The organism is Streptomyces vulcanius, from assembly GCF_042653945.1.
GTDB classification, from domain to species: domain Bacteria; phylum Actinomycetota; class Actinomycetes; order Streptomycetales; family Streptomycetaceae; genus Streptomyces; species Streptomyces mangrovi.
In genome coordinates this window covers 24,127-42,395 of the sequence record NZ_JBHSFK010000016.1, presented here as the reverse complement: position 1 = coordinate 42,395, position 18,269 = coordinate 24,127, and the positions used below count along the sequence as shown (strand labels likewise).

17 protein-coding genes are annotated in these 18,269 nt (G+C 71.0%); 4 read left to right on the top strand and 13 right to left on the bottom strand.

Annotated features, from left to right (window positions below):
• Nucleotides 1-34: 34 nt before the first annotated feature.
• Both ACFPIH_RS24490 and ACFPIH_RS24485 read left to right on the top strand, forming a co-directional pair.
• On the top strand, nucleotides 35-472 hold the full coding sequence (locus ACFPIH_RS24490; protein WP_381168814.1) for a DUF350 domain-containing protein: 438 nt from the start codon (nucleotides 35-37) through the stop codon (nucleotides 470-472).
• An 11-nt stretch (nucleotides 473-483) separates the two neighbouring features.
• Nucleotides 484-2,079 (top strand): polyamine aminopropyltransferase, encoded by a 1,596-nt coding sequence (locus tag ACFPIH_RS24485; RefSeq protein WP_381168816.1) that lies wholly within the window; start codon nucleotides 484-486, stop codon nucleotides 2,077-2,079.
• On the opposite strand, the gene ACFPIH_RS24480 is transcribed toward ACFPIH_RS24485, so the two are convergent.
• Nucleotides 2,057-2,464 (bottom strand): hypothetical protein, encoded by a 408-nt coding sequence (locus ACFPIH_RS24480; RefSeq protein WP_381168818.1) that lies wholly within the window; start codon nucleotides 2,462-2,464, stop codon nucleotides 2,057-2,059. The two genes, ACFPIH_RS24485 and ACFPIH_RS24480, sit on opposite strands and share 23 nt — an antisense overlap.
• Nucleotides 2,465-2,586: 122 nt before the next feature.
• On the opposite strand from ACFPIH_RS24480, the gene ACFPIH_RS24475 reads away from it, so the two are divergent.
• Nucleotides 2,587-3,072 (top strand): cation:proton antiporter regulatory subunit, encoded by a 486-nt coding sequence (locus tag ACFPIH_RS24475; protein WP_381168820.1) that lies wholly within the window; start codon nucleotides 2,587-2,589, stop codon nucleotides 3,070-3,072.
• 760 nt (nucleotides 3,073-3,832) lie between these two features.
• Here the strand turns inward: ACFPIH_RS24475 and ACFPIH_RS24470 are convergent.
• From ACFPIH_RS24470 to ACFPIH_RS24445, 6 genes are all read right to left on the bottom strand, one after another.
• Complete coding sequence (locus tag ACFPIH_RS24470) at nucleotides 3,833-5,050, bottom strand: cation:proton antiporter (protein WP_381168822.1); 1,218 nt, start codon at nucleotides 5,048-5,050, stop codon at nucleotides 3,833-3,835.
• A gap of 391 nt (nucleotides 5,051-5,441) precedes the next feature.
• Complete coding sequence (locus tag ACFPIH_RS24465) at nucleotides 5,442-5,705, bottom strand: DUF3040 domain-containing protein (RefSeq protein ID WP_381168824.1); 264 nt, start codon at nucleotides 5,703-5,705, stop codon at nucleotides 5,442-5,444.
• A gap of 124 nt (nucleotides 5,706-5,829) precedes the next feature.
• On the bottom strand, nucleotides 5,830-6,042 hold the full coding sequence (locus tag ACFPIH_RS24460) for a helix-turn-helix domain-containing protein (protein WP_381168826.1): 213 nt from the start codon (nucleotides 6,040-6,042) through the stop codon (nucleotides 5,830-5,832).
• Nucleotides 6,042-6,539 carry a DUF2975 domain-containing protein gene (locus tag ACFPIH_RS24455; protein ID WP_381168828.1) on the bottom strand — a complete coding sequence of 166 codons (498 nt, stop codon included), beginning with the start codon at nucleotides 6,537-6,539 and terminating at the stop codon, nucleotides 6,042-6,044. Before ACFPIH_RS24455 ends, ACFPIH_RS24460 begins: the two co-directional genes overlap by 1 nt.
• Before the next feature lie 106 nt (nucleotides 6,540-6,645).
• Nucleotides 6,646-8,415, bottom strand: coding sequence for an FAD-dependent oxidoreductase (locus tag ACFPIH_RS24450; RefSeq protein WP_381168830.1), 1,770 nt, complete (start codon nucleotides 8,413-8,415; stop codon nucleotides 6,646-6,648).
• On the bottom strand, nucleotides 8,412-10,379 hold the full coding sequence (locus ACFPIH_RS24445) for a maleylacetate reductase and hydroxyquinol 1,2-dioxygenase domain-containing protein (RefSeq protein WP_381168832.1): 1,968 nt from the start codon (nucleotides 10,377-10,379) through the stop codon (nucleotides 8,412-8,414). Before ACFPIH_RS24445 ends, ACFPIH_RS24450 begins: the two co-directional genes overlap by 4 nt.
• A gap of 215 nt (nucleotides 10,380-10,594) precedes the next feature.
• On the opposite strand from ACFPIH_RS24445, the gene ACFPIH_RS24440 reads away from it, so the two are divergent.
• On the top strand, nucleotides 10,595-11,476 hold the full coding sequence (locus ACFPIH_RS24440) for a helix-turn-helix domain-containing protein (RefSeq protein ID WP_381168834.1): 882 nt from the start codon (nucleotides 10,595-10,597) through the stop codon (nucleotides 11,474-11,476).
• Nucleotides 11,477-11,492: 16 nt separating this feature from the next.
• On the opposite strand, the gene ACFPIH_RS24435 is transcribed toward ACFPIH_RS24440, so the two are convergent.
• The 6 genes from ACFPIH_RS24435 to ACFPIH_RS24410 are packed head-to-tail and all read right to left on the bottom strand — an operon-like array spanning nucleotide 11,493 to nucleotide 18,268.
• Nucleotides 11,493-13,781, bottom strand: coding sequence for a discoidin domain-containing protein (locus tag ACFPIH_RS24435; protein ID WP_381168836.1), 2,289 nt, complete (start codon nucleotides 13,779-13,781; stop codon nucleotides 11,493-11,495).
• Nucleotides 13,782-13,816: 35 nt separating this feature from the next.
• Nucleotides 13,817-14,851, bottom strand: coding sequence for a peptidylprolyl isomerase (locus tag ACFPIH_RS24430; protein ID WP_381168838.1), 1,035 nt, complete (start codon nucleotides 14,849-14,851; stop codon nucleotides 13,817-13,819).
• The gene (locus ACFPIH_RS24425) at nucleotides 14,848-16,209 is read right to left on the bottom strand and encodes an alpha-L-fucosidase (protein ID WP_381168840.1); all 1,362 of its coding nucleotides are present in this window, start codon (nucleotides 16,207-16,209) and stop codon (nucleotides 14,848-14,850) included. Before ACFPIH_RS24425 ends, ACFPIH_RS24430 begins: the two co-directional genes overlap by 4 nt.
• Nucleotides 16,206-16,385, bottom strand: coding sequence for a DUF6903 family protein (locus tag ACFPIH_RS24420; RefSeq protein WP_381168842.1), 180 nt, complete (start codon nucleotides 16,383-16,385; stop codon nucleotides 16,206-16,208). The genes ACFPIH_RS24425 and ACFPIH_RS24420 overlap by 4 nt, the downstream gene beginning before the upstream one ends.
• Nucleotides 16,386-16,404: 19 nt before the next feature.
• A complete protein-coding gene (locus ACFPIH_RS24415) occupies nucleotides 16,405-17,283 on the bottom strand; it encodes a carbohydrate ABC transporter permease (protein WP_381168844.1) in 879 nt (292 codons plus the stop codon).
• Between the two features lie 16 nt (nucleotides 17,284-17,299).
• Entirely contained in the window at nucleotides 17,300-18,268 is a 969-nt protein-coding gene (locus ACFPIH_RS24410) for a carbohydrate ABC transporter permease (protein WP_381168846.1), read from the bottom strand.
• Between the last annotated feature and the right edge of the window lies 1 nt (nucleotide 18,269).

Below are 18,269 nucleotides of genomic sequence, written 5' to 3'. Positions count from 1 at the left end.
GAGTTGTGACGACGCTCTCAGGAAAGGCAACGCAGTGACCGACATCCTCGAGTCGACCGGCCAGGCCCTGCTCTACGGAGTCGTGGGCCTCACGGTGATGGCCGCCGGCTTCCTCGCCCTCGACCTGGTGACACCCGGCAGGCTCTTCCACGTGGTGTGGACCGAGCGCAACCGCGGCGCGGCCGTCCTGCTGGGCAGCCAGTCCATCGCCGTGGGCCTGGTCATCATGGAGGCCATCCGCGCGAGCGAGTCCGAACAGGGCCTGGGCTACGGCCTGTTGAGCACCCTGCTGTACGGCCTCGCCGGGGTGCTGGTGATGACGCTGGTCGGTATCGTGATCGGCCTGCTGACGCCGGGTCAGATGGGCGCGGTGGTGCTCGACGACGGCGACGGCCGCCCGCACCCCGGCGCCTGGGTCCAGGCCGGTATGTACCTGGGCACCGCCTTCCTGGTCGGCGCCGCGGTCTCGTAGGCACCGCCCCCATGACCGTCACCGCCGAGCGGAACTCCGCCACCGCTCCTCCCCCGGCCGCCCCCCGGTACTCCCGGGGGGCGCGTTTCCTGCTCCTGCTCGCCGTGTTCCTCTGCGCGGCCTGCGGCCTCGTCTACGAGCTGGCGCTCACCGCGCTGGGCAGCTACCTCGTCGGCAACTCCGTGCTGCAGACCTCCCTGGTCATCTCCGTGATGGTCTTCGCGATGGGCGTCGGCTCGCTCGCCGCGAAACCACTGCGCCGCCGCCCGGTGGGCGCGTTCGCGCTGGTGGAGGGCGCGCTGGCGCTGACCGGCGGGCTGTCGGTGCTGGTGCTGTACGCGGCGTTCGCCTGGCTGCAGCTCTACACCCCGGTGATGGTCGTGATCACACTGGCGATCGGGACGCTGATCGGCGCCGAGATACCGCTGCTGATGACGCTGTTGCAGCGGATCCGGCGGCAGGAGGCGGGCAGCGCGGTCGCCGACATGTTCGCCGTCGACTACATCGGCGCGCTGGTCGGCGGGCTGTGCTTCCCGCTGCTGCTCCTGCCGACGTTCGGGCAGTTGAAGGGCGCGCTGGTGGTGGGCGCGGTCAACGCGGTGGCCGGTGTGGTCGTGGTGGTGTTCATCTTCCGCCGGCAGACCAGGCGCCGGGTCCGGCTCGGGCTGCTGGCCGGGGTGACCGGGGTGCTGGCGGTGCTCGGGACGGCGTACGCGCTGGCGGACGACCTGGAGGTGACGGCCCGTCAACAGCTGTACCGGGACCCGGTCGTGCACGCCGAGACGACGCCGTACCAGGAGATCGTCGTCACCCGCTCCACGGCCTTCACGGGCGAGCCGGACATGCGGCTCTTCCTCAACGGCGATCTGCAGTTCAGCTCGGTCGACGAGTACCGCTACCACGAGTCCCTGGTCCACCCGGCGCTCTCGGGCCGCCGCGGCAACGTGCTGATCATGGGCGGCGGCGACGGGCTCGCGCTGCGCGAGGTGCTGCGCTACGACGACGTACGGCACGTCACCCTGGTGGAACTGGATCCGGCCATGACCCGGCTCGCCCGCGACTTCGCGCCGCTGCGGAAGCTGAACGGCTCGGCGCTGGCCGATCCACGGGTCGAGGTGGTCAACGCCGACGCGTTCAACTGGCTGCGGGACGCCCGGCAGCGGTACGACGCGGTCGTCGTCGACTTCCCCGACCCGGACACGGCGGCGCTGGCCAAGCTGTACTCGGTGGAGTTCTACAGCCTGCTCGGCCAGGTGCTGACGCCTCAGAGCAGGGTGATGGTGCAGAGCGGGTCGCCGTTCTTCGCGCCCAAGACGTTCTGGTCGATCGCGGCGACGATCGAGGAGGCCGGGTTCGCGACGACGGAGTTCCAGGTCGACGTGCCGAGCTTCGGCAACTGGGGATTCGTGCTGGCCGCGCCCGGCACGGACACGCCCCCGGCCCTGCGGCTGGCCTCGGACGCGCCGCGGCTGCGCTATCTCGACGACTCGGTGCTGAAGGCGGCCACGGTGTTCCCCGTGGACCGCCGCCGTGAGGACGTACGGCCGAGCACGCTGATGGATCCGGCGGTGCTGGAGTACGTGCTCAACGAGTGGGAGAACTACTGACTCTTCGGTAGGCGGCGCGGGCGTGGTGCAGGCGGGCCAGGCCGGTGCCGAGGAGGGTCGCGGCGCAGAGGCAGCCGAGCCAGAGGGTGTCGCGCTGTCCGGCCCAGGTGAGGGTGCCGACGGGCGGGATCGCGAAGCCGTTGAGGAACAGCCAGCACAGCATGGCGGTGCCGGGGGCGGCGGTGAAGCGGGCGCACAGGCCCAGCAGGGCGGCGAGCACGGACAGCGCGGCCAGCGCGAGGCCGGGGCGGTCGGGGCCGACGAGCACGTTGTGCAGGGCGACCAGGGCGAGGGCCCCGCCGAAGGCCGTGGCCCACACCAGCGGGGTGGCGACGGGACGGGGAACAGGCCTTGTCCCGGTCTTGAGGGACACCCATTCGATCATGCCTTACGGCTCCTTCCACGGCGGTGTGGATCCCGGCCGACGATTCTCCCACCCTCCCGTCGGTCGCGGTGCTGGTTAGGCTGGCATCAGCAGTTGCACGCAGATTCGGACAGGGGGCAGTCGTGGGCAGTCCGCGCCTGAGCAGTACGCCGTTGCCGGGAATCGGGGTCCGCTACGACCTCACGACGCGCGAGCGCAGCCGGCTGTCGGTGGTCGCGCACCGCGACGGCGGGCGGACGCTGAACGCGTACCGCGAGGACGATCCCGACGCCTGCGCGCTGTCGGTGCATCTGACGGCGGGCGAGGCGACGGCGCTGGTCGACGCGATGATGCCGGAGCACCACAGTCCGAACCTGCTCTCCACCACCGAGCTGGGCCTGGTGGCGGAGCGGATCGAACTGTCGGCGGTCTCGCACTGGAACGGCCTGCCGCTGGGAGACACCCGTATGCGCACCGAGACCGGCGTCTCCATCGTGGCGGTACTCCGCCGCGCCGAGGCCATCCCCTCCCCCAAGCCCGACTTCCGCCTGACCGGCGGCGACACCCTGATAGTGATCGGCACCCGAGAGGGCGTGGACGCGGCAGCGGCGATCCTCGGCCGGGAGTAACACCGGGTCGGGGTACGGCGGCCCTCCGGGTGGGGCGCCGGCGAGGCCGCGCCGGGACCGGAGCCCGTCACCGTTCGCGCGGCGGCGTCACGAGGCGTGCCGCTCGAAGCCGTCGAGGCACGGCTCGGTCGCGCCGCGAGCAGCCAGGACGGACCTCGCGGGGCTCTGTTCGGCAGACGCCGAGGACGGCACGGGGCGCGCGGGGTGGGGCCAGGGGAGGGCCCGCGCGGGCGGCGCGACTCCCCGGCGAGTGCGCACCGGTTCCGCCCGGCCCACCGGCGCCATCCCGCCCCACCATGCACCAGGCCCATCGACTCCCCCGGTCCACCGGCACCACCCCATCCGGCACGCCGTGCACCAGGCCCGCCGACTCCGGCCGATCTACCGCGCGCCAAGCCCGCCGACTCCGCCCGGGCCACCGTGATCCGTGTGGTGGGGCGACACCCCGACGGGTGTGCGGTGGGCCCACCTGTCCCCCGCCCGGCCCACCGGCGCCCCACCCGATCCGCCGTGCGCCACACCCGCCGACTCCGCACGGCCCATCAGGCGCCAGGCCCATCGACTCTCCCCGGCTCACCCGTGTCACCCCGCCCCGCCCGGCACGCCGTGTGCCAGGGCCGCCGACTCCCGTCGTCCCGCCAAGCCCGGTGGGCCCGGCTCGTGGGCTCGGAGTGCCGGATCCGCGAGCCCGCGAAGGCTACGACCAGGGGCCGCCTGAGTGCCGGATCAGCCCGGGCCCGCCCGGGCCGTCCGGGCCGTCTCAGTGGGCCGCTCCGGCTGGCTCTGCGGGCTCGGTCGCGGCCGGGGGCGTGTTCGGTTCGGGGTGTTTGAGGGGGGTCAGGCGGCGGGCCAGGGGTTCGGTCCAGCGGGCGGCCAGGGGGCCGAGGACGACCAGGATCAGGACGTACGCCGTGGCCAGCGGGCCGATGCGGGGTTCGACGCCGACGGCGAGCCCCGCGATGACGATGGAGAACTCGCCGCGCGCGACCAGGGTGCCGCCGGCCCGCCAGCGGCCCTTGGCCGAGATCCCGGCGCGGCGGGCCGCCCAGTAGCCGGTGGCGATCTTCGTGAGGGTGGTGACGGCGGCCAGGGCGAGGGCAGGAAGCAGGACGGGCGGAATGCTGGCCGGGTCGGTGTGCAGGCCGAAGAAGACGAAGAAGACGGCGGCGAACAGGTCCCGCAGCGGGGTGAGGAGGTTGTGGGCGCCTTCGGCCACCTCGCCGGAGAGGGCGATGCCGACCAGGAACGCGCCCACGGCCGCCGAGACCTGGAGTTCCTGGGCGATGCCGGCGACCAGCAGGGTGAGGCCGAGCACGACCAGGAGCAGCATCTCCGCGCTGTCGGAGGAGACCGCGCGGCTGATCAGCCGGCCGTGGCGCAGGGCGACGTAGAGGACGGTCCCGACGGTGCCGAGGGCGATCAGCAGGGTGACGGCGCCGCCCGCGAGGCTCACCCCGGCCAGCAGGGCGGTGAGGATCGGCAGGTAGACGGCCATCGAGAGGTCTTCCAGGACCAGGATGCCCAGGACGACCGGGGTCTCGCGGTTGCCCAGCCTGCGCAGGTCGCCGAGGACCTTCGCGATCACTCCGGAGGAGGAGATCCAGGTGACGCCGGCGAGCGCGACCGCGGCGACCGGACCCCACCCGAGCAGCAGTGCCATGACGGCACCGGGGACCGCGTTGAGGACGAAGTCGACCGCGCCGGAGGGGTATTGGGTCTTGAGGTTGGTGACGAGTTCGGAGGCGCTGTACTCGAGGCCGAGCAGGAGCAGCAGGAGGATGACGCCGATCTCGGCGCCGGTGGCGACGAACTCCTCACTGGCGCTGAGCGGCAGGATGCCGCCCTGGCCGAAGGCGAGGCCGGCGAGCAGGTACAGGGGTATGGGCGAGAAGCCCACCCGGCCGGCCAGTCGTCCGAGCAGGCCCAGGACGAGGATGATGGCCCCGAGTTCGATGAGCATGGCTGCGGTGTCGTGCACGGGCGTCTGTCCTCCGTGGTCGATTCGGCGGCGGGGTACGTGCCCTTGCGGGTGCCGATCGGCGCGCTTCGGCGCGGGGTGGTCGTCGGTGCCGTACGGAGTGCGGGGTGCGCGGGGTGCGCGGGACCGTACGGATGCGGCGTGAAGGTGAGAGTGAAGTGGTGTGTGGCGGGGCGCGTCAGCGCGCTGCGCGGCGACTCGGGCCGGCGCAGTCGGTATCGGGAACGCCGTCGCGAGGGGCTTTGTCGACGCGCACGAGGATCACTCGACCCATGTCACGTCCCCCCAAATCTCACTCAGTGAAGTGTAATCGTTCGGTAAAGAAGTCTACCGCATCACAAAACGCCAAGATCGACGAATGCCGGTCAACTCCGGACGACCACCGCCCGTATCAGCGCCGCGCCCGGTGCGGGTCGCACAGCTGCGCGGCGATACCGGCGGCGACCAGGCCCGTGGCGATGAGCAGTCCGTCGGCCACGACCACACCGGTGACCAGCACGGCCATGGCGACCGCCAGTGCCCACCAGGCGCCGGTGCGGCGGTACTCGCGCGGCCGGGAGGGGCGGCCCGCGCTCATCGCCCGGGCGAACCGGGGATCGTCACGCTCCAGCCGAGCCGCGAGCCCGACCAGGCACTCGTCGTCCGACTGAGCCATGGCTTCTCCTTCCGGGCGGACTTGGGGGTATTTTTCCTGGCCGCCGACCCCCACAAACGCCTCGTCAGGCCCTCATTCGGGGCGGTGCCCGCCGAGTTCGAGCACGGTCTTCTCGGGGCGTATGTCATTCGTCGTCCGGGACCCAGCGCAGGACGTCGCCGGGCTGGCAGTCGAGGATGCGGCAGATCGCGTCGAGGGTCGTGAACCGTACCGCCTTCGCCCGGCCGTTCTTCAGTACGGCGATATTGGCGGGGGTGATGCCGACGGCGTCGGCGAACTCCCCCACCGACAGTCCGCGCCGGGCGAGTTGGACGTCGAGGTCGACGACGATCGCCATCAGACGACCTCGGCCATCTCGGTCTGCAGACTCGTCGCCTTCTGCAGAAGACCGCGCATGATGGCGACGAGCATCGCGAACGACGCCCCCACGGCGGTAGCCACGATCGTGGCACCCAGCGCGCCGATCACGTCGTCCCCGTCACCGGGAGACGGGATCTCGGCCAGGGCCAGATGCCCGGTGACGCCGACCGCCAGCAGCGTCGCCACGAGCGAGGCGCCGATGATGGTGTCGACCCAGCGGAAGGCGCGCGGTGTGAAGATCGCGTCGCGTTCGACCATGGTGAGCAGCATCCACATCGCACCGAGGACCACCTGGACGCAGGCGACGCCGATGATCGCCACCGTCACATAGGGGGCGGCGAACGGGGCGTAGGGAGGGAAGAGGTCGACCTCGTCGGCCGCCGTCGTCGGGATCACGATGATCTGGCCGAAGAGTCCGAGCAGGATGGCGCCCGCGATGCCGACGCGGAGCATGGCGATGAAGAGCGAGTTCATGCATCGATTTTCGATGGGTTTCGATCGACAATCAATCGATCCCGGGGAGCCGTGCGAGGTTGTGACAGTTGTTACGCGCGGGACGGCTGTCAGGCGGGGGCGGTTGTCAGGCGGGGCGCTGGAGGACCGTCGTCAGGGCCTCGCGGAGCAACCGGGTCGCCTCGGTGGCGTCGGCGGCGGCCCGCGGTGTCCGCCAGGCCACGTAGCCGTCGGGGCGGACCAGCAGCGCGCCCTCCTCCTCGATCTCGGCGCGCCGGCTCCACTCGCCGTAGGCGTCGTGTACGTCCCGGTCGACGACGACGCCCCGCAGGTCGAGGCCGAACTCCCGGGCGAGGGTGTCGGCGGCGTCGGCCCAGTGGGTGCCGGCCAGACCGGTGACGACGGTGAAACGGCCCCTGCCGACCAGGTCGAGCGTCGAGACGCGGCGGCCCTTGTGGTCGACGAGCCAGGCGTGCGGCAGTTTCGCGCCGGGGCGGGAGGTGGGGCGGCCGAAGAGTTCGTCGTCGCGGGAGACGGTCTCGGTGGTGCCGTCGGGGATGACGGCGGCCGACCGGTAGCGCTGGTTGTGCTCGACGCCGTGGGCGTTGAACTCGTAGTGCTTCAGCTCGATCGCCTCGCGGATCGCCCGCCTCTTCTTCGCACCGTCGGCATCCGGCTGCCGCGCCGCGTGCAGGGCCTTTGCGATGCCCTCCGAGCTTTTCGAGTCCCCGCCGACGACGCCGAGGGCCTCGAAGAGCGGCAGGAACTGGTCCCGGGACAGGTTCGCGCGCTCGACGATCTGCCGGGCGACGGGGGCGCGTTCGTCGGAGTAGGTGTCCAGCAGTCCGGGCCCGGCGTGTCCCTTGACCACGGCCGCCAGCTTCCAGGCCAGGTTGTAGGAGTCCTGCACGGAGGTGTTGGAGCCCAGGCCGTTGGACGGCGGGTGCCGGTGGACGGCGTCCCCGGCGCAGAAGACCCGGCCCTCGTGCAGCCGGGTCGCGTAGGCGTGGTTGACCGTCCACAGGGAGGCGCTGTCGATCCGCACGTCGAGGTGTTCGTCGCCGACGAGGTCGCGGACGATCGCCGCCGCCGACTCGTCGGTGACCTGCGGCGGCGGGTTGTCGATGTCGTAGCCCCAGACGATCAGCCACTCGTCCCAGGGGCGGACCATACGCAGCAGGCCCATGCCGATACCGCCGACGTCGGCGCCCGGGCGCATGATCCAGTACAGGACGCTGGGCCGGTGTTCGACGTACGGCGTGAGGTCGGCGCGGAAGACGATGTTCATGCTGCCGGCCTTGCCCATCCGCCCCTCCATCGGCAGACCGAGCTTGTCCGCGACGATGCTGCGGCCCCCGTCGGCGCCGACCAAATACCGGGCGCGCACGGTGTGTTCGGTTCCGGTGGGCCGGTCGCGCAGCCGGGCCGTGACGCCGTCCGCGTCCTGCTCGAAGTCGACGAGTTCGGTGTTCAGCCGGATCACCGCGCCCCGCTCGGCGGCGCCCGCGAGGAGGATGGGCTCCAGGTAGGTCTGCGGGAGGTCGATCATCCCGCACGGGCTCTGCGCCGCGTACTCGGTGAGGCTCTCGTCGCCGGTGCCCCAGGTGCGGATGCGGCCGATCTCGTCGCCGAGGAGCGAGGTGGCGAACACCGTGTCGCCCATCAGATGGCTCGGGGTGCCCTTCTCCAGCGCCTGCTGCTCGATCCCGAGGTCGCGGAAGACCTCCATGGCGCGCTGGTTGGTGATGTGGGCGCGCGGTGTGTCGGCGAGCCAGCCGTACTTGGTGACCAGGTGGGTGCGCACCCCGTAGGTCGCCAGCGCCAGGGCGGCGGTGCCGCCGGCCGGTCCGCTGCCGATGACGAGGACGTCGGTGTCGTAGTGCTCGGGCGTGCTCATCCTGACTCCGGGAGGCTTGCGATGCGGAAGGTGAATGCGAGCAGGCGCCACTCGCCGTCCACCGGCCTGCCGTCGGGCGTGGGGCCGGTGTGCGGGACGAAGTCGGTGACGAGGTCGTCCTTGACGCCGAAGACCGTGTCGCGCTGTCCGGGGGCGCCGTCGAGGTAGGCGCCGCCGCGCACGAACAGCTGGGTGATCAGCGGCTGGTGGCCCGGCGCAGTGATGAGGAAGTGCACATGCGGTGCGCGGTAGGGGTGGCGGCCGACGGCGGCGAGCATCCGGCCGACCGGGCCGTCGTCCGGGATCGGGTACGCGGACGGCAGGATCGACCAGAACGTGAGACGTCCGTCCGCGTCGGTGGTGAACCTCGCGCGCAGCACCGGCCCGTCCAGGTCCGGGAGTTGGACGTCGTAGAAGCCGTCCTCGTTGGACTGCCAGACGTCGACGACGGCGTCGGCGACGGGTGCGCCCCGTCGGTCGGTGACCCGGATGTCGGCCCACAGCGGGGTGCCCGGGAGGCCGCCCGCGATGTCGCTGCCGGAGGCGGCGGCGGGTGGTCCGGCGACGTAGAAGGGGCCGAGGATCGCGGACGAAGTGGTGTCCGGGGTGCGGGAGTTGGCGAGGGCGTCGACCACGCTGGACACACCGAGGGTGTCGGAGAGCAGGATGAACTCCTGCCGGGTGTCGGTGGTGATGTGGCCGGTCTCGGTGAGGAAGGCGATCGCCCGCTGCCACTCCGCCGGGGTCAGGTCGTTGCGGACGGTGTAGGCGTGCAGGGTGCGCACGAGGTCGGTGAGCAGCCGCCTGAGGCGCGGGTCGGCGCAGTTGCCGAAGCTGGCCACGACCTCGTCGGTGAGCGGGCGCAGGTCGGGCGCCGAACCGGCCGCGGGCTGCGGGCGGCGGCCCTGCCAGGCGTCCCGCAGCAGGCCGGCGAGGCCGGCGCGGGTGAGTTCGCGCGGGTTGGGGTACGGCTGCGCGGTGGCGAGTTCCGCCGCGCGGTCCAGGTCGGCCTCGGCCAGGCCGAGGTCGCGCAGGGCCGTCGGACCGCCGGCCCGGGTGATCAGGTCGAAGACTCCGGTGGGGGCGTCGGGCACGCCCAGGGCGCGGGCGATGCGCTCCATCGCCTCCGGCGCGGCGGGCGCGTTGTACGCCATGGCGTGCGGGAGGACCACGGTGTGCGTCTCGGCGTGGGGCAGGCCGAAGGCGCCGCCCAGGGTGTGGCAGAGCTTGTGGTGCAGCCCCATGCCGACGGCACCGAGGCAGGTGCCCGCGAGCCACGCGGCCCGGAGCAGCTCGGCGCGGGCCGCGGGGTCGGCGGGGTCGTCGTGGAGGGCGGAGAGGGCGCGGGCGACGGCGGCGACCGCCTCCAGGGCCATGGCGTCGGTGACGGGGGTGGCGTCCGGCGAGTAGAGGGCCTCCACGGCGTGGGCCAGCGCGTTGACGCCGCTGGTCACGGACATCGGGAGCGGCAGTCCGAGGGTGAGGTCGACGTCGTACACGACCGTTTCCGGCAGGATCGCGGGCGCGGACCGGGTGGTCTTGCGGCCGTTCTCCGTCTCGCCGAGGACGGAGGTCACCTCGGAACCGGCGTAGGTGGTCGGCACGACGAGCTGCGGCAGGTCCGTGCGGACCGCGAGGGCCTTCGACAGGCCGGTCGTCGAGCCGCCGCCGATCGCCACCAGACAGTCCGCGCGCCGCTCGCGCAGCAGTTCCAGCGCCCGCTCGGTGACCTCGACGGGGGTGTGCGCCGCCGCGCCGTCGAACTCGGCCGCCACCAGGTCGCCCAGGGCCTCGCGGAGCCGGGCGGTGTCCTTGCGCAGGGCCGGGGAACCGCCGGACAGGAGCAGGACCCGGGTCGCGCCGAGCCGCTCCGCCTCGGCGCGCACCCGCTCGACGGTGCCCGCGCCGAAGATCACCCTGCTCGGGCCGGTGGTGTGGACGAAACCCCTGACGGAACTCCTCATGAAGCCGCTCTCTCCATGCTGTGCTGCCCTGTGCTGTCTGTGCTGTGCTGTGCTGTGCGTTGCCGGGCCGGACGTCTGCCGCAGTATCGAACCCCCCGCACCCGCCGGTCCTGCACAGACACAGCATCCGCCTGCACGGAAACGGCGGCGACCGCTGCCGCTTGCCCGGCCGCGGTCGGGGCGGCGAGACTGGCCGTGGTGCGAAGGAGGGCCGGATGGGCGAACTGGGGCTGGGTGACACCCACGGCATACCGGCCCGGCCGGGGGTGCGTCATATCCGCAGCAGCGCGGGGCTCGGCTGGGAGCGGATGTTCGTGTCGACCCAGCGGGAGGTGCCGTACCGGGACTCGTTCGCGGGAGCCGCCAGCCATCTGCTGATCCTGCATCTGGACGGCCCGGTGACCGTCCGGCGGGGGCGCCGGGGTCTGGGCGCGCAACGGCGGGTGCCGCCCGGCGGTCTGTTCCTGCACCCGGCCGGCACGGAGCTGGACGTGGAGCTCGGCGGGCATCTCAGCACGGTGCACTTCTATCTGTCCGACGCCGCTCTGCAGTCGGCGGCGGACGACGACGGGCGGCCGGTGCGGCTGCGGGAGGAGCTGGGCGGCACGGACCCGCTCCTCGAACAGCTCGTGCTGTCGCTCGACGGGGTCGTCCGACGCTGGGAGCCGAGCGGGGCCGCCTACGCCGAGCAGCTCGCTCTGATGACCGCGGCCCAGTTGGCGCGCCGGCACAGCGTGCGGCAGCGCGACGCCGAGCCGAAGGAAGGACAAAGGGGGCTCGGCGACCGGCAGTTCGCGGCCGTCCGGGAGCTGATCGACGCCCGGCTCGCCGAGTCGCTGTCCCTGGAGGACCTCGCCTCGGCGGCCGGTCTGGGCGTCAGTCAGTTCGCCCGGCGGTTCAAGGCCCGCACGGGCTGCCCGCCGCACCGGTATCTGGTGCGGCTGCGGGTGGAGCAGGCGGCCCGGCTGCTGCGGGCGGGCACCATGCCCGTCGCGCAGGTGGCCGCTGCCTGCGGGTTCTCCCACCAGGAGCATCTGACCCGGGTGCTGCGCTCCCACCTCGGTACGACCCCGGCGGCACTGCGCCGCCGGGGCTGACCGGCTGGGGGCGTCACTACTGGTAGACGGCGATCTCGGTCATCGTCGGCGTGTACTGCTCCGTCGCGATCTTCCCGGTGAGCGACACCCGCAGCCGGGAGGTGGTGACGCTGCCGAAGCCGGTCACGGTGAGGTCGTGTCCGATGCCGGTGTCACGGCTCGCGAAGGTCACCCACCGGCCGGTGCCGGCGTCCCAGCGTTGCAGGTCGAACGACTTCACCCGCGGGTTGGTGCCCGAGTCGGTGTACTCGTCCAGGTAGACCTCGTCGAAGGTCGTGTTCGCCCCGAAGTCGATGTCGAGGGTGATCGGGTACGCCGCGTCGTCGGCCGCCGCCCAGCGGGTGGTCGGGCTGCCGTCGGTCAGCTTGTCCGCGGTGAGCGTCCCGCCCCCGCCGGGGTGGGTGGAGCTCGCGGTGACCGGTTTGCCGAGCGCGAGGTCGACGCGGTTGTCGGTCTCCTCCTCGATGGGGTCGTCGTCGACCGGGTCGGTGACCTGCGGTCCGACACGGCTCTCGGCGATGCCGATGTCGGGTGCGGCGCCGTAGTAGAGGTGGGTGCCGAGGAAGTCCTCGGTGCCCAGGTGCGGGTTGTAGCGGCCGGCGTCGATCAGGGGTGAGTCGTCCCGGAGCGCGAAGTGCGCCGCCGCCTCCCGGATGCGGTTCACGCCCACGCCGGTGACGTAGTCGTCGGGGTCGCCGACGAACCGTGGATCGGCCCGCAGCCCTCCTGGATCGGCGGGCTCCTGGGTGGAGTGGGTCCCGCCCGACTCGTAGTAGTCGTTGTTGGAGAAGACCGCCTGTCTCAGCGCGCCGGTGCGCCGGTACCAGGGCGTCGCGGTCGTCGTCGAGGTGTTGTAGAAGATGTTGTTCAGGAAGTAGACCCGGCTCAGGAACGTCTCGTCGTGGACGTAGTCGAGATCCGCGCCGTCGTAGACGAAGGTGTTGTTCGCGAAGTACGTCGGCGAGTAGTTCGTCGACAGCATGTTCTTCACCAGGACGCCGTTGTCGTTGACGCTCAGGTTGTAACGGGCCACCGAGTTGGAGCTGTTGCCCATGTAGGCCATCCAGCCCGCCGCGTTGTCGTGCGAGTAGTTGAACTGGTAGGTGACGTTGAAGTTGGTGTACTCCAGGTCCCAAGGGGTGCCGTCGTACTCGTTGTCGGGGCCGCCGTACACCTCGTTGTACTGCATGACCGAGTCGGCGCCGGCCCACAGGTAGAGCGCGCAGGACACCGCGTCGTAGCGCTTGAGGAAGCCGTTCACCTCGTTGTACTCGACCGTCATGTTCTTGGTGTCGGCGAGCTGGATCGCGCCCTGGCCGATGCTCTCGGCGTAGTTGTGGCCGATGTAGACGTCGCGGCTGTACAGGTCACGGGTGCGGACCCAGAGTTGCTCCCAGCCCTCGTGCCACTTGCCGCTCTCGTCGTACTGACCGGAGTCCGCGCTGTCGGCCGCGAACCAGTTGAACGCGAATTGGACGGCGTGCAGTTCGACGTTCTCGAAGGTGTTGTCCTCGATCCGGACGTCCTTGAAGTGGTAGCCGCCGGTGCCGTAGTCCTTGTAGCTCTTGCTGCCGAAGACCTGGAAGTCGACGGCGCCGTAGTGGATCTTCTGCCAGGAGCTGGGGCCGTCGAGGTTGTGGACGAAGACGTTCGAGACGCGGAAGTGGTCCATGACGCTGTCCGCGCCGCCTGCCAGCAGGTCGGCGTTGATCGACACCATGATTCCGTCGCGGACGTACGAGCCCGTGGTGATGTTCGTCGCGAAGTCGTCGTCGTTGGACAGCTCGACGTTGTCGATGTCCCAGTACTGCTGGTTGCGCAGCACGATGGCACCGGTCAGTCCGACGGTGGCCGGGTTCTTGGTGCCGTCGGCCCTGAACGGGCTCGGCACCTTGCCGTTCGTCGCGATGTACGGGCGGCCGGCGTTCGGGTCGCCGTACGCCGAGATGGTGATCGGCCGGCCCGTGCTGCCGGAGCCCTTCGGCCACAGCTGCTGGTCCTGCCACTGCTCGCCGGCCTTCAGCAGGATGCGGTCGCCTGGTGCGAACGTCGTCGCGGTGGCCTTGGCGAGGGTGCGCCAGGCGGTCGCCGGGGAGGTCCCGGCGGCGGTGTCGCGGCCGAGCGTGGCGTCGAGGTAGTAGTCCTTGCCGCCGGTGGTGTTCGGGGAGTTGCCGGGCCAGGCCGCCTTGAGGTGGACGGGACGGGGTTGCGGGCGCGCGGCGGCGTGCGCCGCCGGGACGAGGGATCCGACGAGTACGGCGGCGAGAAGGGCGGTGAACAGGGCGCCCAGACTCGCGCGGAGCATTCGGTGCACGGGGGGTGGTTCGGTGTCGGCAGGTCTCATTGCTGCATGTCCTCCGCTGTGATGGCGTCCACCGCCGAGGTGTCGACATCGATGTCGCTCTTGTCGATCCGGCGCTGGAGGTACTGGTCGAACTTCTCCTCGACGAGCGACTGCCGGATCCGCCGCGCGTACTCGGCGAACGCCTTGTCCTCGTCGACCTTCTTGCCGTCGAGTTCGTAGTAGGTGATCTGGCCGGTGCCCTGGACGGGGGCCGAGATCCGGCCCGGTGCGAGCTTTCCGAGCACCGCCGCGAGGTCCTGGTCATGGGCGTTCAGCCCGCCCGAGCCGCCTCCGTCGTACGTGCCTGTCGTGAGCCTCGCGCCGGGTTCGTCGGCGGCGACGGCCGTGAGGTGCCCGGCCGCGGCCACCCGCCGTCGCAGGTCGGCGGCGTCGGTGCCGGCCCGCACCGGCACGACGAGCTGGGTGTACGTGTAGGTGGTCGCGTTGGCGCTCCAGTCCTCCCGGTCGGCGTCGAAGGCCTTCCTGACCTCGGCGTCGGTGATCTGGAGCGGTGCGTTCGCACCCGAACTCAGCCGCTTCTCCAGGGCCGTCGTGAGTTCGGTGAGCCGATGGGTGTAGTACTCCTCCGGAGAGAACCGTGTGACCCCGTACACGGTCTGCCCCACCGCCATCGCCTGGGCACGGGAGTCGTTCTCGGCGGTGAGGTCGGCGAGGAAGTCCTTGTGGTCCACGGAGTCGACGAGTCCCTGCTCCTTCGCCAGGACGAGGGAGGTCTTGTCGTGCCGGATCTCCTCCAGTGCCCGGTCCTCCAGCCGCTGGAGCGCGGTCCTGTCGCCGACCCTGGCCTGCCAGCTGGGGGTGCCCACCAAGTGGTACTCGGTGCGCAGCTCGCTCTGCACGGTCGGCGCCAACCGGCGCATGTGGAAGAGCAGTTCGGCCCGGGTCACCGGATGTCCGCCGACGGAGGCCACATCGTCGGAGGAGTCGTGGCCGAGGGTGGTGACCAGGGTGACGACCAGCGCGGTGAGGGTGATACAGGCGCCGGTGACGTACAGGATCACGCGTTTCACGACGCCGCTCCGATCACGGCCACTCGTGCGACGACGGGGGTGTCCCGCGCCTCCCGCACCTCGACCGTCACCGTGTCGACCTCCACCGGCGGGAACGTCAGGATGCGCTGGTGGCCGACCGCGTGCGCCTCACCCAGCGTCGTCCAGCGACCGTCCGCGTCCCGGCCCCGGACGACGATGTGCTCGATGCGCTGTCCCTGCGCGATGTCCTCGCCCAGGACGACCGCCTCGACGGCCTTGGGGCGCTCCAACTCCAAGGTGAGAACGGGCAGTTCGTCCGTCGACACGGTCATGGTCGTCTCGATCCGCCGGTCCTTGAAGTCCGCGATGCGCCGCCCGAGTTGCTCCAGTACGGCCACGTCGGCGTCGTGCACGCGTCCGTCCCGGGCCGGCGGGACGTTGAGCAGGAAGCAGGAGTTGCCGCCGACCGCGCGCAGATGGATGGCGAACAGCTCCTCGACGGTGCGGACTTCGGCGTCCTCGGCCGGGTGGTGGAACCAGCCGGGCCGGATCGAGGTGTTCACCTCGGCCGGGTACCAGACCAGGTCGTCCTCGTGTCCGGCCAGCGCGGCGCGGCTGCCGAGGTCGCGGTCGTCGCTGCGCACCAGCCGGGCGAAGGTGCCGTCGTCCGCCTTCTGCGAGCGCTCGGCGGTCCGTTCGGCGTCCAGCAGGGCGCGTGGGACCACGCTCCACTCGTCGGGGCGGGTCTCGCCGGCCTCGTTGCCGCACCAGCGGACGTCGGGCCCGCACACGCTGATCACCGCGTCCGGCTGCAACTCCCGGACGACGGCGAAGTACCGCTCCCAGTCGTAGACCTGGACCTTGCCGTTGGGGCCCTCGCCGTTGGCGCCGTCCAGCCAGACGGAGAACACCGGGCCGTAGCGGGTGAGCAGTTCGGTGAGCTGGGCGACGTAGAAGTCGTCGTAGGCGGTTCCGGAGCCGTAGGACGCCTCGGTGCGGTCCCAGGGGGACAGGTAGATCCCGAACCGCAGGCCGTGCCGCCGGGCCGCGTCGGCCACCTCGGCGACCACGTCACCCCGGCCGTCCTTCCAGGGGGACGCGGCGACCGAGTAGGCCGTGACGTCGCTCGGCCAGAGGCAGAACCCGTCGTGGTGCTTGCAGGTGAGGATCACTCCGGTCATTCCGGCGCTCTTGAGGGCGGTGACCCACTGGTCGGCGTCGAGTGCGGACGGGTCGAAGCGGGCCGGGTCGTCGTGGCCCTCGCCCCACTCCCGGTCCGTCATGGTGTTCATGCCGAAGTGGATGAAGCCGTAGAACTCCATGGCCTGCCAGGCGAGTTGGCGGGCGCTGGGGCGGACGGCGGCCAGTTCGCGGCCGGACACGGCGGGCGCGGTCACCGGAACCGCCGGTTGTAGGAGGCGAGCAGGACCAGCAGGCCGGCCAGTCCGGCGAGCATGGCCGCGAGGTGTCCCCACCCGACCGTCGTACGGGCGGTGACGACGAGCGTGAGACAGGCCGCGGTGACGAGCACGCGGGCGGTGACCAGCAGCGCCGTACGCGTCGAGTCGTTCATGTCGGTTCCCTTCTGCGGGTCAGCCCTTTACCCCGCCGGCGGCGATGCCCTCGATGAGGCGGCGCTGGATGAGCGCGTAGACGAGGAGGACGGGCACGATGACGATGACCATGCCGGCGTAGAGGCGCCCGTAGTCCGCCGCGGCCTTCTGCGCGGTGAACAGGTTGAGCAGGCCGACCTGCAGCGTCTTGCCCTGTCCGGGGAGCAGGGTGAGGGAGATGATGAAGTCGTTCCAGTAGGCGAGGAAGTTGAAGAGGATGACGGTGGTGACCGCCGGACGGGCCATCGGGAGCATGATCCGGGTCATGATCCGGAAGCGGGAGGCGCCGTCGAGGGCAGCGGCCTCCTCGTACTCGACCGGGATCGACCGGAAGTACGCGGTGAGCAGATAGACGGTGAAGGGGATGGACGTGGCCGCGTAGACAAGGGACAGCATCGCCGGGTTGTCGATGAAGAAGCCGTCGGGGAAGACGTCGATCAGTGCGCGGTCCCAGTCGACGAGCATGAGGAAGATCGGTACGACGATGTAGTTGACGTTGACGAACAGGCCTGCCATCAGGGCCATTTCGACGAGGCGGCGGCCCCGGAACTCGTACCGGGCGACGACGTAGGCCGCCGGTACCGAGACCGCCAGGACGAGGACCAGGCCGAGCAGGGTGACGAGCACCGAGGTCAGGAAGTACTGCCCCATGTGGGCGGTGGTGAAGGCGTCGGAGTAGTTCCGGAAGTGCAGGCTCTTGGGCAGCGTCCAGGGGCTGCCGAAGAACTCGCTCTTCTGCTTGAGGGAGGCGAGGAGCACCCAGGCGACCGGCACGGCGATGGCCAGCGCGAGGGCGGTGACCAGGGTGTGGGTGAGCAGCCGGGACGCGCGGGGACGGTGGACAGGGGGCGTGGTCATGGGTCCGTCCTCGGAATCAGAACTGGAGGGGCTCGCGCCGCGTCGCCCGGCTCACCAGCAGCGACACGAGGAAGGAGAACGCGAAGACGACGACACCGATGGCCATGCCGTAGCCGTACGAGGAGTTCGTGTAGGCCTGCTTGTACATGTAGTTGAGCAGGACGTCGGAGGAGCCGTCGGGTCCGCCGCCGGTCATCGCGCGGACGAGGACGAAGCTGAGGTTGACGGAGCTCATGATGAAGAACGTCAGTGTGGTGCGCAGGGTCTGCCAGATGAGCGGCAGGGTGATGGCGAAGAACTGGCGGCCGGTGGACGCCCCGTCGAGTGCGCTCGCCTCGTAGAGCTCCTCCGGGATGCTCGCCATGCTCGCCATGTAGAGGACCATGTAGTAGCCGAGCGACTGCCAGACCATGGCGATCGCGACGGAGTAGAGGACGATCTTCTGGTCGCCGAGCCAGACCTGTTGCCAGCTGTCGAGGGAGAGCAGCCGGAGGGTGCCGTTGAGCAGGCCGTTCTTCTGGTCGTAGACGGCTGAGAAGATCGCCGCGATGACGACCACCGAGAGCACGTTGGGGATGTAGAGGACGAACCGGTAGAGGTTGCGTCCGCGCAGCCGCTGCCGGGTCATGATCGCGGCGAGGAACAGGCCGGAGCCCATCGTCACGACGGTCACCACGACGAGCAGCGCGACCGTGTTCTGGAAGGCGCGCACGAACTGGTCGTCGTCGAGGAGGCGGCGGAAGTTGTCGAGCCCCACGAACCGCATGTCCGGGGAGAAACCGCTCCAGGTGTAGAGGGACATCCGGAACACGTTCACGGTCGGGAGGACCATGAACACGGCGAAGAGCAGCAGCGCGGGCAGCAGACAGGCGAGTACGAAGCCTGTGTTCCCGCGTCTGCGGGCAGGGCGGGGACTCGCGGGGGACGGCGCCCGTTTCGGTGTGCGGTCCTTCGAGCCCTGGGGCGGGGTGGAGAGTGTCGTCACC

What these genes read in the sequence shown, in the direction of transcription:
- ACFPIH_RS24485 (WP_381168816.1), top strand. Translation starts at nt 484, where the DNA reads ATGACCGTCACCGCCGAGCGGAACTCCGCCACCGCTCCTCCCCCGGCC.
- ACFPIH_RS24480 (WP_381168818.1), bottom strand. Translation starts at nt 2,464, where the DNA reads ATGATCGAATGGGTGTCCCTCAAGACCGGGACAAGGCCTGTTCCCCGT.
- ACFPIH_RS24465 (WP_381168824.1), bottom strand. Translation starts at nt 5,705, where the DNA reads ATGGCTCAGTCGGACGACGAGTGCCTGGTCGGGCTCGCGGCTCGGCTG.
- ACFPIH_RS24460 (WP_381168826.1), bottom strand. Translation starts at nt 6,042, where the DNA reads ATGGCGATCGTCGTCGACCTCGACGTCCAACTCGCCCGGCGCGGACTG.
- ACFPIH_RS24455 (WP_381168828.1), bottom strand. Translation starts at nt 6,539, where the DNA reads ATGAACTCGCTCTTCATCGCCATGCTCCGCGTCGGCATCGCGGGCGCC.
- ACFPIH_RS24450 (WP_381168830.1), bottom strand. Translation starts at nt 8,415, where the DNA reads ATGAGCACGCCCGAGCACTACGACACCGACGTCCTCGTCATCGGCAGC.
- ACFPIH_RS24445 (WP_381168832.1), bottom strand. Translation starts at nt 10,379, where the DNA reads ATGAGGAGTTCCGTCAGGGGTTTCGTCCACACCACCGGCCCGAGCAGG.
- ACFPIH_RS24440 (WP_381168834.1), top strand. Translation starts at nt 10,595, where the DNA reads ATGGGCGAACTGGGGCTGGGTGACACCCACGGCATACCGGCCCGGCCG.
- ACFPIH_RS24435 (WP_381168836.1), bottom strand. Translation starts at nt 13,781, where the DNA reads ATGCTCCGCGCGAGTCTGGGCGCCCTGTTCACCGCCCTTCTCGCCGCC.
- ACFPIH_RS24420 (WP_381168842.1), bottom strand. Translation starts at nt 16,385, where the DNA reads ATGAACGACTCGACGCGTACGGCGCTGCTGGTCACCGCCCGCGTGCTC.
- ACFPIH_RS24415 (WP_381168844.1), bottom strand. Translation starts at nt 17,283, where the DNA reads ATGACCACGCCCCCTGTCCACCGTCCCCGCGCGTCCCGGCTGCTCACC.